Raw genomic sequence first — 17,632 nt, 5'->3', positions numbered from 1 at the left:
AAGGTTTCACAGATGAAGGTTTTGAATGGCTTTTTGATGTAACTGCTTTGGAAAGAGCTGCTTTTGAAGGAACTGACCTAGAAGGTGCTGCTTTTGAAGGTGCTGATCTAGAAGGTATTGCTTTCGAAGACAAACTTTCTAAAGATAGACTTTTTGAGATTGCAGCTACTGATGAGCCTTTTAAAGCCACCTCTCTTGATTTGGAGCCTAAAATTTTTGACGTTTGCAGCCTTGCGGAGGTTTTACTGAAGCTTCTTGATGTTACTGCAGCAGCTTTTCCTAAGGATGCAGTTTTCGAAGTAGCCTTGCTTGCAAACAAAAGCTCATGGTCTTTGCTTACGGATTTTTTCTCGCCTTGTCGGAACATTGGTTTCGCTTTATGTGTGTTTCCAGGCTCAGATTGTACGGATGCTTTTGAACCTACGTACTTTTGACTTTTCTCACTCCTGAATTTTCTCAATGAGCGAGGGCTCTTTACGGTTATTGAAGTTCCTTTGTTACCACTGTTCAGCATTTTCACAGGAGAAGCTACCCTTCTAGCAAGGAGACTGATTTCTGAGTCTTTCAAAGATCCAGATGTGAGTACTTTAAATTCAGGCATGGTTGGCATACGCTCATGTTTAACGAGATGTGTCGCAACGGGCGATTTTCCTACATCGAAACCCTTAGCCGCTTGCAGTTTTGCATACTGTATAATTTCTTTTGCGATTCCAGTTTTGAAAGTCACCTCATTTGCAACACCTATCTCAATCAAATCTCTAATGTCTTTAGACCTTCCTGGATGGACAGGTTTCAACGTGCCATCCTGCAACGTTGTTGCACCAGCGTGCTTTCTTGCGGCCTGTTCCTGAAGCTTCATTAATTTTGCTGAGTCAACTTTTAGAGGTTTTAGAGAGTTGAATCCGAATGCAATTCTATCCTCGGAACGGTAGCCCTGAATCACTGAAGCTTTAGAATTTTTGGAGGCAAAAACTTCAATACCCTTCTCCCATTTCCCATTTATTTTAAATTCAATTTTGGGGGAATCAGCGTCAGCTCTTCTGATCCGGTAGTCAGTGCCTTCTTTATAGCCTGATTTTGCTGCTTTTGTTTTGAATGTAGAAACAAATTTGTTCACATCTTTAGTAGACACTTCAATATCTTGGGGCACTCTGCTGAAAAAGCCTTCCATTTGCAATTTCTGAGCTACTGATCCATAAACCTCGATATTTTTTGAAGAAACAATAGTGTCCTTCACCACGGGTTTCATATTACTGGGGATGTTTTCGCTCAAAATTTCGAATTTCTTAGGGCCAGTAACTGGTTTTCTAAGATTGTAAGCCACGCTTGCGATTTTTTTGCCGCTGTCAAAAATTAATACATCTTCCTTACTGGCCTGTTTTTCTAAAGTTTTTCGGAAAGTTGCTGTGTCGCTTTTATCAAAGGACTGTATAACTTTATTTTTAGTGAGTGTTGAGTCTAGGGCAGGTGCACCTCTGACAAACTTTCCTTCTCGAGTGCGAGATAGAATCGGTTTTCCTCTAAGCGAAAAAGTCTCGCCTGCTCGGATGTCCATAACAGCTGTGTCATGTCCTGAGGAGACTGCCTGCAGTTTTGTAGTTCTCGCATTAGGAAGAATCGAAATTGGATCTTTTACTGTTTTTGCGCCTTTAGAGTAACCAAAACCACCAACAGCTAAAGATGCTGCAAAATTGACGGTTTTTGCTGCGTCACCTTCTGCAACTGTTTTCAGCCCTTCGGCGGCAACACCAAGACCTAAGCCTGCACGACCTGTTCCTTGGACATGCTGTGCTGTTACTATTGCTGCTTTTTTGACAGCTTTTGAAGATGCTTTTACAGCAATTCCAGCGGCCCCCCTAGCTGCAAGTCCTAACACACCTTCAACGGCAACCCCTGCAATCATCCCAGTGGCGTACATTGCTGCTACAGTTAAGCCGGCGCTTACAGGTTTTGTGCGAACGGATTCGTATGTACCCGTTAACAAATTCATACTAGCTTCGCCATACTGGTTACCATAGATTGCTTTTTGTCCACGGCGCTGCAGCGCTAGAGCGTTATACCCCTTCACGTTGATTTTTGCAAGATGCTGGTCGCGCGAATTTTCAATAGATACGAGTGTAGGAAGGTCTATAGCGTCCGCAATTTTTTTGTTTGCACTAGCGAGGCCCGCGCTGGTTTTTCCCTTGACATTTTTCCAACTTCCTGCTTCCCTGAATGCAACGTCAGCCTTCACGAGAGAGCTTGCCAGCTTGTTATCACTTTGCATTAATTTTGCCTGTCTAATCTGATCTTTCGTTTTGAAAGATGTTTTACTTTTTGGGGCAGAGAGCTGACCGTCAAGTCCTAAATATTCCATCTGCAAGCGCGTTTTTGTTGCATTTGAGGTATTAGGAGTATGAGAAAGTTTATAAGCTCTAGCTTCTTGAATAAGTTTTGCTGTACTCTTGTTTGTCTGAGGAGTGATGGAGAGTTTGTCTAATGTGATTGAGGAGCCATCACTAAGTTTAATGGGTTTATTAAAAAGCTTGTTTTCCCTATGTAGCTGTTGAGCAGTTTTAGAAGCAGCTATAATATTATTATTTTTATCAAGTTTTATAACCCTTAAATTGGCTTCTCCCGTACCATGAAGACTTTTAGATTGTATAGCATCAATTACTTCCCCTGTAGCTGCTAAAACAGGCACATATGCTGCAGCAATTCTCTTCGCTTCGGCAGCCTCTGCGCGTTTAGTCTGTTTTACAGCGTTAAGAGCTTTTACGTAAACTGGATTAATAGAATGAGAGGTTGACTTACCGGCAAGTTTATTCCGGTAGTCCTCAGCTAGCTGTTTTTGGTATTCTTTTGTAGTTCCAAAAACCTTCGCAACACCTTCACCTTTTCCAGATCCTCCTTGTCTCTGTACTTGACTGACCCATGTGCCATCTTTTAACAAAATCTGGCCTGTGTGATCCTGGACTCCAATTTTCTCTGCAGTTACTGAAGTTTTTGCAGCTTTTGCTTCAGCTTTTTTGACTGCATTGTTAACTGTAGCTGCTTTTGTTGCTGAAATTCTAGGGCTTGCAAGAACAGTTGCGGCTTTTTTTGTAGCATCAGCTAACTCTGAAGTTGATTTCGCATGTGCATCAGCTGCTTTTGATGCGATTTTAGCTGTTTCAGATGCTTTTTCAAGGGTTTTAATTTCCTTTTTAAGTTGTGTTTTTGTTTTTTCATTCACTGTGTTTTTTAGCTGTGCTTTTACAGCTGTCACTTGTTTAGCTTTTGCTGTAGCTTCGGCTTTTGCATCTCTTGCAACTTGTTTAGCTTGAGTTGCGTTCTCAGCTGCTTTTTTAGCCTCTACTTGCTTCTTCTCTATAGCTGCAGCTTTGAGTTGCTGAGTTTTGGCAGCAGAGATTACAGTAGGTTTGTTATTTGCAGCATTTCCCTTTGTAGCAACTTTCATCTCTGCAAGTTTAATGTCACCAGACCCTATTCTTGCAGCCTGTCTGTTATTTGAACCAGTGTCTTTAACAGCTTTTACAGATCCGGTACCATTTGAGGAGTATGACCTGTTGGTTATCTTTGGCTTTACATAGGAGCCTGATGTTGTTTCTGTGGTGAGCCCTATACTTTTGCGGAATTCATACTCTGTTAATTCGGGTTTACCCTGCTGTTTTCTTGTTTGATTTTCGCGAATAAATTTATTTTGCTGAGCATGGCTCATTGTCACAGTGTAAGCATACCCTGAAGTTTTTTGAGGATCTACATTTGTAAACGTAGGTGCAGGAGCATTTTCAAGAGCTTTGTTAACTTGTGCAACGTAGCTGTCCAGCGCTGCCTGAGCTGCTGCCTGGGTTTTGAACTGTGTCTGGGTGGGTTTGTTAACTGTTACTCCATAACCCTTACCTGCATTGTATATTTCATTATACTGACTGGCTACATCATATGTAGCTTCAGCTTCAGCTTTTTTAGCATTAGCTTTAGCAGCTTCAGCATTTTTAGCAGTAATTGCTGCATTCGCTTTTTTAGTGTAATCATCAATTATAGACTGCGCTTTTTTTGAATCAGTTATAGTAGTGCCATAGCTGGAAGGCTTTGAGAGTGATACACCTGCATTTTGAGCTTGCTTATAGATGTCTGCAAGGCTTTTATCTACATCAAAATATGATGCACTCCCTTTACTTGTGGTGCTTTTAGTGGCTGCTGCTTTTTTAGCAGTTTCAATATTTTTAACAGGAATTTTTGCATTTTTAGCGGCAATTTCTGCGTTTACTTTTGCTACATAGTCGTCTATAATAGTCTGAGCTCTTCTTGAGTCATTTATAGAGTTGCCGTAGCTTGGAGGTTTAGGAAGTGATACACCTGCATCTAGAGCCTGTTTATGGAGATCAGAAAGGCTTTTGTCAACATCGAAGTACGGCATGTTTCTGTGGCGCTCTTCTCTTGTGACATCAAGCATGTGTTTCGTTGCAAGTTCTGCATTTACTTTTGAAACATAGCCGTCAATGATTGCCTGGGCTCTTTTTGCGTTTGTAACAGAGTTGCCGTAGCTTGGAGGTTTAGGAAGCGAGACACCTGCTTCAAGAGCCTGTTTACGAATTTCTGCAAGATTTTTGTCTACATCATAGTAAGGCGTGTTACTGTTTCCTGTTGTACTTCCTCCATTATTTGCAGTTTTTGCTGCATTAAACTGGCTTACTAGTCTTCCTTGAATAGCAGATTTATTGCGAGCTGCGGGTCCATTTCTATCAGTGATCAACTGTTCAAAAGCTTTTCTAGCTTCTGCTTGTGAAGGCTTCTGTGTTGACTCACTTTTAAATGTTGCAGGGTATATATTTGCTGCAGCCTGCCTAGCAGCAGTCTCCTTTTGTATGCTAACTTGCTGAGCTGCTTCAGATGCTGCGTTAGAGGCTGCAACACTTTGTGCAGAAACTGCTGCAGAGGGTATAACTGGTTTTTTATTTATGCTGCTTGAAGGCCTGTAGCCTAGTCTTCGGTTTTTAAAAGTGTAAAACATAATTTCACTCTCCTTTGGGTATGATTAAACAATTTTAGAGGTTATTTTCACCAAGGAGGGAGACATCCCGCTTGTTTTTGAGAATGAGTTAATGTTACGAATTACTTTATCGCGGATTGACGAATTGGGACACTTGTATTTCACAATTGAAATGAAAAACCAGCCTTTTGCGATATGTTTTACAACTGATGTTGAAATACCGCGAGAAGTTAAAACAGCCTGTGCCTGCTTTGCAGCGGTTTGTGATGAAAAAGGTCCGTTTTTCACGTTTACAGATACAATATAGGTTTTTTTGGAATTCCCTGTTTTTTTCATACCAATCACTCCATATGGACTTATTTTTATTTTTATAACAGTATAATAATAATTTTACTGTTATATAATATAGGCTTTTTGTATATTTAAAGCTTTCGAAGAAAAAAGAAAAAAGGCTATTTATGCTGAAATTTGAAAAAAGAAAGAAAAGAACTTTTTTATGGAATGTTTACCATAAAATGTTATAATTTGATACAAAACCCAGTGATTCATAGTGCTTAGGTTTATACTCCTCTCCTTTTGCAACTCTCACGCGAGAGTCTCCATGTGTGCAGTCTATGAATACTAATCCGGCGTCAGTTGTGTTAAATACATTACAAGCGTGGTCTTCGGGTCCATTTTCTAGGTCTACGAATACCCACCCACATTTATAGCCTGCAGCTTCAGCATTATCATGAAACTCTTCCGAAAAGTCGCCACATTGATATTTTGACGTATATTTTTTCGTATTAGTTAAATCTTCACGGGCAAATGCCTTAACCTGCTCAAAGGTTGGATCGACGGCGGTTTTATTGTTGTGCAAAACGATTTCGTGACCGTCGGCACCATCATAGCAGGTGCGGGTGATGCCACGAAAATCATCTATAGCAAACATTCCTAAAGCAAAAAGAATAATCAGTGCGTAATATCGAATATCATCAGACATGTTACCCCAACCCCCAAAATTTATTTACAAACAACTTTTTTAGCTATTTTGAATTATTTTCTGATACTATTATTTTTTAATTATTTGAATATCGGCAGGCAACGACGTGTTGCCGTAGAAGGTGTTGATGTCTGAGCCTGGCTGATCACCAAATTTCTCAAACATCTGGTCTTCCAACTTTGAGCGGGCACTACCAAAACTTTTCAAAGCTGATTTTAACAATTTTGCAGCGTCTCTTTCTTTGCCGTTGCCGTTAGTGATTTTAACATAAAGATGAGTCATTCGATTAGCAAGAAAACTCATCTCGGTCCCAACTTCCTTAAATTCTTCAAGTGTTAATGTTTTTCCGGTCATTGTTTTTCAACCCCTTTTCATTTTTCACACGGACAAAGCCATGTATCTCTTTTTCAACTTTCCTTATTTTTTCTTATGATCTCAAATTCGTGTAAGGCTGGATCGTAATCCCTTAGAATATCAACGCCGACTCGAATCCGATGATATTTTAGTTCGTCGTTCGCCAGGGGGCGATCAATTACCACTCTTTTGATTTTCGATTCGTTGAATCCAATGAAACTAACGGGTGCGTCCATTTTTCACTCTCCATTATATTATATGTACCCTAATCTATATAAATATTTTGTCTAATTATTTATTAATATTAGCCTAATAAGGAAAGTTAATAAGTTATAAAGGTTTCGTTTATAAATAGAGAAAAGTTTATAGTCATGTTCGCATATCTATAGATTCACCGGACTATGAAAAACAGTGTGTAGAACTTAAAATTGAAATGAAAAGTAATTAAGGGCAATACCTCAAGTGAGTTAGAATATATAGGGATTTGACGTATTCTATTTTGAAATCCCTATATATATGTCAAAAACAGCAGCAATGCAGGGTATGTAGGGCAGAGTCAACAACAACTGTCTAAACGTGGTGTCAGGTGGCAGGGTAAAAACCAATCCATTTTACTATATTTTTTCACACACACATCCTTTTGTTTATATACTGTGTGTGTGAAATTTTTTTTTGCTTATGTGTGGAATAGATTTTTAGTCGGACAACAGGTTTAGATTATTAGACAGAAGAATAGAAAAATTCCGTGAACTACCCCTTCCTGCATGGCTTGCGAGTCCGGCAGAAGGGTAAAAACTACTTGCTGATAGCGATTCTTTTACGCCGGACAGGGGTAAAAATGCGCCGGACAATTAGCAAAGCTTGTTTTAATTGTTGGGAGACACTGCGAATTTCCTCCGCCGGACACGCCGGACAGTTAGGTTAGCCTAAATCGTTATGTAGAGGCTTGCGCCGGACAGCCGGACTAAAAAATTGAAAAAATCGTAAAATATTTTGAGAATTTTCACACACACAGTTTCATCCAAACAAAGCAGAAACTCAGAGTACTGAAGGAAAAAAAATTCTATAGAAACTGTAAAAACCTGTCCGGCGTGTCCGGCGGAAGGGTAAAAACTACTTGCTGATAACGTTTTTAACGCCGGACACCCCCCTATTTTTCAGTCCGGCGTTAGTCCGGCGAGTCCGGCACAAGAAAAAACAACTGAGGGAGATTTAGTATAGTATAGTATATTATTTGTATTAGTATTAGTTAATTAATTAGTAGTATAGTGTGTTTCACGCAATTGTTTTTTTTTTGGGTTTTTTCTAGTCCGGCGTTAGTCCGCTGAGTCCGGCGCGAATAAAAAAGTCTCTTTGTTGAGAGGAAATAGTTTTAGAAAAAAGGTTCTACTCAAGGTTCCAAGATGTCCTTGAGTAGATGAAAAAGAGTTAGTGTAAGTTGCAGATTTATGCTTCTGCTGCTTGTGCTTCAATTATAGTTTCAGTGTTTGCAGATCCCCTAGATGCATCAAGCGTTATTTGATATGCATCAGGTTGTTTTTCTATTTTTGATGCTTCCAGTTCAAAAATGTCTAGTTTTTCCATGAACGTTTGTAGTGGAACTGCAATTACCTGTATTCGCGACTTACCTTCATGTGAAACTTTTATTTCCTTGGTCTTAATTTTCCTTAATTTGCCTTTTTCATTTTTAACTGTGGCGATTAATATATTTTCATTTTTCCAAGCTTCCATTACTGTTTCATACTTATTTGCCCCAAATTCTTTTGAGATGTGATCCTTAAGCGGGTTTTCAATGAAACACACACACTGCCCATGACTTATGAAATCACGCATCCATCCATATCGAGTATGATTGACTGTTTTTTTGCCGTTCTCAGTTTCAAGATCATCTTCAAAATATACTGCATTTGCTGCATACCAGTTATAAACTGATCTTAATATTTTAATATGATCAGGTGTAAATCCTTGGCGAGCTACATTCATTTCATAATATTTTGTTACTGTTTCTAATGGATTCATTGGAGTTATTCCAATGTTTTCGAAAATTTTTTCAAGTATTACTCCTGCTGTCGCTGCCACTGCATATTGTTTTTTAACACGATCTTCAGAAATGCTGTTGGAAGCCGGAAGCTGTATTAAATTTTGTCTGAAGATGTCAGGGATTTCATTGCGGCGTTTGAGTACTTCTTGGATGAATGGTACAATTATATGACCATAGTTTTCAGAAAGTAACAACTCCATTGAACTGATATCTTCAGGGGAAAGTTTTGCACTTACACCCTCCGTTAATGGTAAAACTCTCACATCTTCTCCCCCATTTGAATTTTCAGGGATTATAGGATTTTCCCCTGTCATTAAAAGCACGGTTGACATCTCTGAAGGAATCACTATTCCTGCTTTGCCGTCACTTTTTCCTTTAACTCTCTTCCCTGCGTTTCCCACTGAATAAGCGAGTTTTCGGGCTGTCTCAACATTTTGGCTGGTTTCATCCATGAAAGTTGGTATGTCGATACAGTACGTTAGCATCCCCAAGACACCCACTGATGTGGAACTGCCTGCTACTTGTTGAGCCCACGGTTTCCCAAAACATCCTGCTGCTAGAGCATTGCTGACCGATTTGAGTCTGCCTGTTTCAACGTGATTGTCAACCAAGTAAGAAGTTAGTTTCAACATTCTTAAGAGTGTTGCTGCAAACGCATTGTAAACTTTGAATCTAACCGCAGGGTAGTCTATTATATATTTCGCTCCTTTTACCCAATCTTCTAAAGTGCCTTGGACTTCAAAGTTAATTGCTGTTGGGTTTTCCATTTGAACTATCTCAGAAACGCTATCTGAAGTAATACACCTATTCCCTATGACGTACATGCTGAAGTTTTTCTTCCACCCTCCTGTCGATACAGTAAACTCTTCTTTCAGACTATTGCTCGCTCGAACTATGTAAGCATCCAGGTATTCAATTACGTCATTTGCATCAACCTCTTTGAAATGCATACCTACCTCTTGCAGCTTTAATACTTCTGTTTTTTTCATTAAAGCGCCTGTAGTCTTCCATATGAAAGTTTCAGCACCTTTTAAGTCTTGAATCCTCAGCTTGTAGAGTAGTTCTCGCGTGTCAATATTTCTCCCAATTGCAACAACACTGCAGTGAGATGCAGTAATTCTTTTTTCGTGCAGACCTCCTTCTTTATCAAAAGTCATTTTGAAAATACCGTTATCTCTCAATATGAATTGATCAAATCCAGAAATATTATTAAACAGTTCGCTAGGCTTTTCTGTCGTTTGAATTTTCTTTACTTTTTTGTTCACATTTTGCTTAATAGTGTTAATCTGTTCTCGTGTGAAACCAAAATGTTTTTTAATATTTTCGTCTATGTATGCTTCTCTGTCAAGCTCAGAGACTTCCGTTAAATACTCCTCAATGAATTGTATTGCAAGTTTTTGTTTTTCAACCAGATCACAGTCCTTTTTAACCTGTTCTAGCATGAAGGGAATGAATTTTTTAGCCTGGCTTTTCACTACTTCAAATTCATCTTTGGTGTGAGTCAAGAAAAACTCGGCAACATCAATTTTGCTGAGGCCCCCTTTCGGCAAAACCATAATTTTAACGTCTAAACCGTTATTGGTCAATAGTTTTCCAGTTCGAATTGCGCCATCTTCTCCTGCACCGCTGTCTTCATTATCGTTGCAGATGTACACTGTTTTCAATCTTCTAGCTGCTTGGAGAAGCTTTTCTATATCATGTTTTGCAAATTTAGTTGTTATTGGAGAAAGCACAGGATATCCGTTTTGTACTAATACTATAGAGTCAGCTATGCCCTCAGTGATAATGCAATAATCGTTACCCTTTAAAGTGTCCTCACCAAATAAGTATGAATTGTTTACACAGCTTGCTACATAAGGGTGCTTTTCATTGTGTGTAAGCAGTTTTTTGTATTTTATAATGTCGTTTCCGTTTTTCTCGTACTGACTATCAGGCGTATTTATAGGGTCGGTAAAATCTCCTCTAGCCGCAAAATTTACAACTTTTCCACCCTGCCAGTATGGAAATACAACTCTTCCTTTAAAAATTTCATATGCCTTCTCATGTCCCGCAGCATCAGGAGTTGCAAGCTTTGCAACAGAAAATAGACCAGACTCTAACCATTCATCAGAATCAGCAATTTTTCCTAAATTAGTGTTGCCTTTACCTGGTTTAGCATAACCTATTTTCAATCTGTCTATAGTTTCGTTACTGATGCCCCATTTTTTGTTAATGTAATTTCTAATTTCGGGTGTAAGATATGAGTGGTAGATCTCAGCAGCTTTTGTTAATATATTATGTATTTGCTGTTTTTTCTCAATTTTCTCAATTTGTTCGGGCGTGGGTGTTTCGAGTGGTATGCCTGCCATGCTTGCAGCTATTCTTAGAATTTGAGGGAAATCAGAATCTGTACTTAGACCGTGCTCGAAGGCTATCCAGCTAAAAACGTCACCTCCCACAGGTTGAGCGCGTCCAGACAAATCATGCCACAATTGCAAATTTCGGTCAACGTGGAGGGAGGCACCACTTTTACTAAGTGAAGAAGTAGCACCTGTATACTCTCCAAAGGAACTCTTTGTGAGTTTTACTGACTTTCCTATAACATCTACGATATCGAGAGCATTTTTGATCCGCTCTGATATACTCTCTGTTTGATCGTTGTTGCCGGTCACGCTTAGACCCCCCTCAAAAATGCGGCAACCTGACCGTTATTTTTACTAATTTCGTAGTTAACAATTGCTAAAACAATAACAGCTTCTGCTATGACATTAACGAAAGATTTATAAACATTACAGATATAATTACTATTAGTAAACATTTTTAATCACCTTTTTTCTCATAAGGTGAAGTGATCGAATTTTCTGATTCCGAGTGTCGCCAAACATCAGCGGAATCAGAAATTTCCTGTCGCCACTTCTTTAATGAACGAAGCCTTCGCCTTTTCCATTGCATTGCCAAATCTGCACAAGTACTCAACCGTTTCTTTTTTACTCTCATAAATATTCTTTAATGCATCAACTGCTGCTACACTGATCATTCTTGTTCACTCCCTTTTGATTTGGATTAAATAGCTCTTCAAAAATCATCCCACAGTATGTTGATCTTTTCAAAAACCCACGTGCGTCTTCAATGGCGTAATAAGTTTCAGGTGTTACGAACAGTGTTATGCTAATTTTATTTCCTTCAATTTTTGAGACCATAATATTTTCCTCATTTTGATTTTTGTCTATATTTTGCAGGGTTTTTCTTTTTATCCCCTAAACTTATATTTGTTCGTTTTATTATTTAAACTTTGCTAAACACATTAAATTATTGTACCTTAGTATATATACTAAAACCGGACATACGGCCAAAAACGTCCTAAACAAGTTTAATGAGTTTAGTTCAGAAACTAAGTTCATGAAAATTTTTTCAGAATTTTAAGTCTACGCACAATGAATTAAGTTGCGGCAAAAAGTAAAACAGCAATAGAAGAGGTCTTAAAACTTTTATAATTTATAAAAGCTGTCGTAGTCTTCTATGGTATAAAAAGGTTTTCCGTTTTTCCAGAAAAAAGACAAGTTAGTCAAAGATAAATAAAGATTCATTTTTCAAACTTTAGTCTTTTTGCTATTTCTTCAAGAATTTCAGGGTTCAACACGGCCGCTTTCATAATTGCAAGGTCAATTTCAGCTTCTGCTTTCTCAATAGCTTCGCGTGCTTCATCTTTTAAAGGCATTCCGCATTTCCCGCAGTACTTGGATGTTTCAGGATTAATTTCCTTACAACGCGGGCAGCGTTCCACTTTAAAATTATCATTTCTTTTTTGCGTAGACTCAATACCATGCATATTTAATACTGCGTCCTCTATATCCCTTTGTGAAAGATGAACGTATACGGCTGCCATATTAGATCCAGCAGTCCAGCCTAAGAACTGCTTAAGCTGCTGCTCCGTAAATTTATTTGCCAAATGGGACGCGCGGCTATGCCTGAAAATGTGAGGGTAAATCTTTTTCTTTATTCCAGTTCTCTCTTTTAGAACACGCATAAGATGTGATAGTCCAGAAAAAGAGAAACGTGCAAAGGGTTCCTGAAGAGAACAGAATAGCGGGTCACAGGATCCCTTAGTGGGGTGACAGTCGATCCATTGACGTAAATATGATGCAGAGTATACTATAGGTAATGTGCGTGATCCCGTTTTCCCCCTTGGGATTGTAACAGTTGCGCCGAATTCCGTAAAAGTGATATTTTCCAGCCTGATAGAAACAAGCTCACCTTTCCTGCAGCCAGACTCGTAAAGAAAAGACACTAAGGCTCTGTCTCTTGGATTCCTGCACGCTTCTATGAGCCTTTCAACCTCTTCCTGTGTCAATATGATTGGCGGTTCTCTCTTCTTAACCTTTAGTTTTATACCGCGTGCTTGTTCCGGCGAGATAGTAGATAGAAACTTTTTTAACACTGCTCTATATTGGTATAATGTGCTATCAGAGTAATTTTTAGGTTTCAAGGATCTGAGATACGCCATAACAGTTTTATCTGATATCTCCTGATTACCTAGCCATTTAACGAAAGGAGTTAATACAAAAATGTTATTATCTATCGTTCGTTTACTTAATCCATCATCCTCTAACCTTTGCAAATATTCCGCTAAGATTATTTCCCCATCCATGCTTTAGTATATAAACTATCAACTATAAAAGATGTCACATTTGAGGATCTTCTATGATAAAAGAAATCACTGCCAAGTATAACGCAGAACAAATTGAAAAAAAGGTAACGCAGCTCTGGGAAGATAGCGATGCTTATCGAAAAACCCGAGAGCACCGCAAGACCGGAAAAAGACTTTTTTTTGTTGACGGCCCCCCATATACGACCGGACATATTCACTTGGGGACTGCCTGGAATAAAGTAATTAAAGATTCCATTCTCCGCTATTACTCCATGAATAACCGTAATATTCTCGAGCGCCCAGGCTGGGATATGCACGGCCTGCCAATTGAAGTCAAAGTCGAAGGCGTGCTCGGATTCAAATCTAAAAAGGACATTGAGAGCTTCGGGGTAGAAAATTTTATTGAAAAATGTAAAGAATTTGCCATCAACCAGAAACAGGCAATGACCGAGCAGTTCCAGAGGCTTGGGGTCTGGCTGCAGTGGGACGACCCTTACATGACCTTAAAAGATGATTACATCGAAGCTGCCTGGTGGACTCTCAAGCAAGCCAGTGAAAAAGACCTTCTGGATGTTGGCAAGCGCTCAGTCAACTGGTGCCCGCGCTGTGAGACTGCGATTGCAGACTCCGAGGTTGAATATGCCGAGAGAACCGACCCATCAATCTATGTGAAGTTTAAGGTCAAAGGCGAGGAAAACACCTTCATAGTTATCTGGACAACGACCCCCTGGACAATTCCTGCAAACGTGGCTGTAGCCGTACATCCAAGTTTCGAGTACTCTAAATTCAGGGCAATCAGGCAGAATGGCTCGGAAGAAATTTTAATTGCAGCCTCTGATCTGATAGAGAATGTCCTTAAACAGGGCAGGTATGTTGACTATGAAGTGCTTGAAACAATGCTTGGGGAAGATCTCACAAAGCTTGAGTACGAAAGCCCTGTTGGGGATCTCGTGCCTGTGCAGAACGAGATAAAGCATGGCGTTTATCTTGCTGATTACGTAACTGCAGAAAATACAGGCTGTGTACATATTGCCCCAGGGCACGGTATGGATGACTTTAACGTTGGCGTGAAGTATAAGCTTCCGATCCTCTGTCCCGTGGGTCCGAATGGTTCCTATACCGAGGAAGCCGGGGAATACGCGGGCAAAAACGTCAGGGAAGCAAACCCGATTGTAATCAAAGATCTCAGGGAACGTGACAGGTTGCTTGCAGAAGGGACTGTCACGCACAGATACGGGCATTGCTGGCGCTGTAAGACTCCTATAATCTACCTAGCAACCGAACAATGGTTCCTCAAGGTTACAGAGATAAAGGACAAAATGCTTGAGGCGATTGATGCCGTAGATTGGTACCCTGACTGGGCAGGTTCAGCCAGATTCAGAACCTGGGTTGAAGGCGCTCGGGACTGGTGTATCTCCAGGCAGCGCTACTGGGGAATCCCGATTCCGGTCTGGAAGTGCAAGAAATGCGGAAAGCTTGAGGTAATAGGAACCAAAGCCGAACTGCTGGAAAAATCCGGAGCAGGCAGCGATGTTGAACTTCACCGTCCTTACGTGGATAAAATAACTATTCCCTGTGAGTGCGGAGGAGAGAAAAAGCGTGTTGAAGACGTTTTCGATGTCTGGTTTGATTCGGCTGTCGCTTCCTGGGCTACCCTGAAGTTCCCGCAGACTAGGGAGGAGTTCGATGAATGGTGGCCTGCGGACTTTATCACTGAGGGGCATGACCAAACCCGTGGCTGGTTCTATTCTCAACTCGGAGCAAGCATGGTGAGCTTCGGACGGGCTCCGTACAAGAGTGTACTCATGCACGGTTTTACGCTTGACGCAGGCGGAAAGAAGATGTCCAAGAGCCTTGGGAACGTAATTTCTCCAATTGATGTAATCGATAAATATGGTGCTGACACCCTGCGTGCCTATGTGCTTTCATCAAGCGCACCCTGGGATGACCTTAAGTTCAACCAGGAAGAAGTGGAAACCGTTAACCGTTCAATAAATATCCTCTGGAATGTCTTCAGGTTCCCGCTTCCTTATATGGCGCTCGATAATTTTGATCCGCTGAAGGTTAGCCTTGATTCCGTAAAAGACGCGCTCAGGGAAGAGGACAAGTGGATTCTCTCAAGAGCTCAATCCGTTGTTAAAGCTGTAGACGAAGCAATGAGCGGGTATTTCCTGCATAAGGCTGTGCGTGAGATTCTGGAATTCACGCTTGAAGACCTATCTCGTTGGTATATCCAGCTTATTCGTCCAAGAACTTGGACCGAAGCTGATGACCCTGACAAGCTTGCAGCTTACTGCGTGCTTTATGAAGTCTACGCAACCCTTACAAAACTGATCTCTCCTTTCATGCCCTACCTGGCTGAAGAGATGTATCAGAACCTGATACGGAACGTAGATCCGAATGCACTGGAATCGGTTCATATGTGCGACTGGCCGAAGGTCAATGAAGACTATCTTGATCCTGAGCTCGAAGCTGCCATGAAGACTGCACGTTCTATTGTGGAAGCCGCCTCAAACGCCCGCCAGAAAGCAGGAAGAAAACTCAGGTGGCCTGTTTCCCGAATAATTGTTTCCCCTGAAAGTGAGGACGCAGCAAAGGCTGTTAAGAGATTGCGCTCAGTTCTTATGGACCAGACAAATTCCAAGGCAATTGTCCTGACAGGTGTTGCTGAGAGCTGGGATGAGCTCGGGCTTGAAGTAATCCCTGATCCGAGCAAAATAGGTCCTGTTTTCAAGAAGGATGCAGGAAAAATCATCCCTGCCCTGCAGAAGGTTGACGGTCTTGCTTTGAAAAAGGCCTTTGCCGAGAATGGTGAGTTTGAGCTCTCCCTTGCAGACGGAACAATGGTTACAGTAACTCCGGGCATGGCAAATTTCAAAGAAACCCTTCCAGGAGGGACAGCAAGTGCAGAGTCCGATGCCGGCCTTGTTTATGTAGATGCAAACCTGACTCCCGAGCTGGAAGCTGAAGGGTATGCAAGGGAAGTAATTCGCAGACTTCAGGACATGCGGAAGGAACTTGACCTAGTAGTGGATGAAAACATCCGTGCTTCCGTTTGGATCGAAGACGATAGAGTCCTGAAGCTCGTTGAAACCCTCAAGGATCTGATTGCAGAGGAGGTAAGAGCCGAGATATTTGATCTTGGTAGTGATCTTGAGGTTTCCGGAGCCCTTGTAAAGGATTGGGATGTCGAAGGCATTGCCATGAAAATGGGAATTGCAAAGAAGTAATCTCTTAAAAAGAAGTAAAACAAAGAAATTTAGAACTCAAATTGCAAAACGGAAAGGAAACTGATTTATATGGATTTTGCTACCTGGGAGCCGATTTACGAACGAATCCTTGAGGATTTTGGGTTTGACCGAGAAGGTGATGAAAAGGCAGCTCTATTCCTTTCCCGCATGCTGACAGAGGAAAACACTGCCAGCCTGTCCAAACTTAGAGCCCTAATTTCCGGAAAGCCTGTTCTTGTGTGCGGAAACGCTCCCCGACTCAGAGACGACCTTTCGGAAATCAATTTTTCGGATTTTACGGTAATTGCAGCCGATGGAGCAGCCGCAGTTCTCATAGATATGGGCATAATACCTGAAGTCATCTGTACCGATCTTGATGGCAACTCTGAAGCTGATATTGAAAAAGAAATTCTAGCCTGCGAGATGGGTTCAATAGTCCTTATTCACGCGCATGGGGACAATATCGATAAGCTTGAAAAATATGTGCCTCGCTTTAAACGATTTATTGCAACTACCCAGGCAAGACCTTTTGATAAGGTCTACAATTTTGGCGGCTTCAGCGATGGAGATAGATGCTTTTTTGTAGCTAGAGAATTTGGAGCTAAAAAAATTAGGCTGGTAGGTTTTGATTTTGAAGATAGCGATGTAAACCCGATTAAGAAAAAGAAATTGAAATGGGCAAAGAAATTAATAGGGATTTACGATTCTTAAAAATCAAAGAGCCTAAATTGTTACCCCATATGTCAATAAATCGATGCGCTGGTTTACATTTATTCTTAATCTGAATAGAAAAACTTACCTTATTGAATAGTGATCCTTTATATAAATATTTCACTTATTATAAAAATAGCTAAATTGATGAAGTCCAAAAATAAGAGAGGTTATATAACTTTCCCAATAAAATAAACGCCTTATAAGGCCTTAAATTAGATCTAACCTCGTAATAGCGCTTATATATACTATTGAGATTATCTTTTTTGCATATACGATGAATTACAGATTATTATTCCTGATTTATTGAGAATCTTAAAAGAAGTAGGAATTGTAGAATAAATATAGAAGTAAGCTTTTTTATTGATAGGGAGTTTACTCAGTTTTTCAAAGGTTATTAATATTAAGAAATAGTTATTCTAAATCTTTTATATAATTTGCAATTATATGTTAATTCATACTCTCATGGCAGTCGAATCGTTTCTCGCCATAAGAAAATAAGTAATTTGAATAATTTCTAAAAAAGTTCCCATGAGAGTATGCTTCGGGAGTGGATAAGGGGTTTGATTAGAGTGATAGTTCTTAGCTCTCTAATCTTAGGAAATCCACTTTCTACGATATCTGAACTAAACAGAATAATAAGCAAAATCACGGAGGTAAATATAATGTGGTGGAATGATTGTGGCTGGGGTGGCTGCGGCGGCTGGGGTCGCTG

Annotated in this window: 10 protein-coding genes; 2 read left to right on the top strand and 8 right to left on the bottom strand. The window is 40.3% G+C overall.

The window, feature by feature from the left end:
• From BP549_RS06995 to BP549_RS06960, 8 genes are all read right to left on the bottom strand, one after another.
• Positions 1-4,993: hypothetical protein (locus BP549_RS06995; RefSeq protein ID WP_292379358.1), on the bottom strand; the 4,993-nt coding region annotated here is incomplete at its 3' end.
• Between the two features lie 24 nt (positions 4,994-5,017).
• Positions 5,018-5,308, bottom strand: coding sequence for a hypothetical protein (locus tag BP549_RS06990; protein WP_292379356.1), 291 nt, complete (start codon positions 5,306-5,308; stop codon positions 5,018-5,020).
• A gap of 169 nt (positions 5,309-5,477) precedes the next feature.
• Positions 5,478-5,954 (bottom strand): hypothetical protein, encoded by a 477-nt coding sequence (locus BP549_RS06985; protein WP_292379353.1) that lies wholly within the window; start codon positions 5,952-5,954, stop codon positions 5,478-5,480.
• 69 nt (positions 5,955-6,023) lie between these two features.
• Positions 6,024-6,308, bottom strand: coding sequence for a hypothetical protein (locus BP549_RS06980; RefSeq protein ID WP_292379350.1), 285 nt, complete (start codon positions 6,306-6,308; stop codon positions 6,024-6,026).
• Positions 6,309-6,361: 53 nt separating this feature from the next.
• A complete protein-coding gene (locus tag BP549_RS06975; RefSeq protein ID WP_292379349.1) occupies positions 6,362-6,544 on the bottom strand; it encodes a hypothetical protein in 183 nt (60 codons plus the stop codon).
• Positions 6,545-7,754: 1,210 nt separating this feature from the next.
• Complete coding sequence (locus tag BP549_RS06970; RefSeq protein ID WP_292379346.1) at positions 7,755-11,000, bottom strand: DUF927 domain-containing protein; 3,246 nt, start codon at positions 10,998-11,000, stop codon at positions 7,755-7,757.
• A gap of 221 nt (positions 11,001-11,221) precedes the next feature.
• Positions 11,222-11,365, bottom strand: a complete 144-nt coding sequence (locus BP549_RS06965; protein WP_292379344.1) for a hypothetical protein — start codon at positions 11,363-11,365, stop codon at positions 11,222-11,224.
• 546 nt (positions 11,366-11,911) lie between these two features.
• On the bottom strand, positions 11,912-12,976 hold the full coding sequence (locus BP549_RS06960) for a tyrosine-type recombinase/integrase (RefSeq protein WP_292379341.1): 1,065 nt from the start codon (positions 12,974-12,976) through the stop codon (positions 11,912-11,914).
• Between the two features lie 53 nt (positions 12,977-13,029).
• On the opposite strand from BP549_RS06960, the gene ileS reads away from it, so the two are divergent.
• Both ileS and BP549_RS06950 read left to right on the top strand, forming a co-directional pair.
• The gene (gene ileS, locus BP549_RS06955; RefSeq protein WP_292379339.1) at positions 13,030-16,206 is read left to right on the top strand and encodes an isoleucine--tRNA ligase; all 3,177 of its coding nucleotides are present in this window, start codon (positions 13,030-13,032) and stop codon (positions 16,204-16,206) included.
• A 69-nt stretch (positions 16,207-16,275) separates the two neighbouring features.
• A complete protein-coding gene (locus tag BP549_RS06950; protein WP_292379336.1) occupies positions 16,276-16,917 on the top strand; it encodes a 6-hydroxymethylpterin diphosphokinase MptE-like protein in 642 nt (213 codons plus the stop codon).
• The last annotated feature ends 715 nt before the right edge of the window (positions 16,918-17,632 follow it).

Origin of the sequence: Methanosarcina sp. UBA289 (assembly GCA_002496565.1) — an archaeon.
Classification (GTDB): Archaea; Halobacteriota; Methanosarcinia; order Methanosarcinales; family Methanosarcinaceae; genus Methanosarcina.
The sequence above is the reverse complement of the archived record's forward strand: the minus strand, read 5'-3'. Positions and strand labels throughout refer to the sequence as shown.

Bases quoted from the DNA above. Each gene is read 5' to 3' on its own strand.
- BP549_RS06960 (WP_292379341.1), bottom strand. From the start codon at position 12,976: ATGGATGGGGAAATAATCTTAGCGGAATATTTGCAAAGGTTAGAGGAT.
- BP549_RS06950 (WP_292379336.1), top strand. From the start codon at position 16,276: ATGGATTTTGCTACCTGGGAGCCGATTTACGAACGAATCCTTGAGGAT.
- ileS (WP_292379339.1), top strand. From the start codon at position 13,030: ATGATAAAAGAAATCACTGCCAAGTATAACGCAGAACAAATTGAAAAA.
- BP549_RS06975 (WP_292379349.1), bottom strand. From the start codon at position 6,544: ATGGACGCACCCGTTAGTTTCATTGGATTCAACGAATCGAAAATCAAA.
- BP549_RS06980 (WP_292379350.1), bottom strand. From the start codon at position 6,308: ATGACCGGAAAAACATTAACACTTGAAGAATTTAAGGAAGTTGGGACC.
- BP549_RS06965 (WP_292379344.1), bottom strand. From the start codon at position 11,365: ATGATCAGTGTAGCAGCAGTTGATGCATTAAAGAATATTTATGAGAGT.
- BP549_RS06990 (WP_292379356.1), bottom strand. From the start codon at position 5,308: ATGAAAAAAACAGGGAATTCCAAAAAAACCTATATTGTATCTGTAAAC.
- BP549_RS06985 (WP_292379353.1), bottom strand. From the start codon at position 5,954: ATGTCTGATGATATTCGATATTACGCACTGATTATTCTTTTTGCTTTA.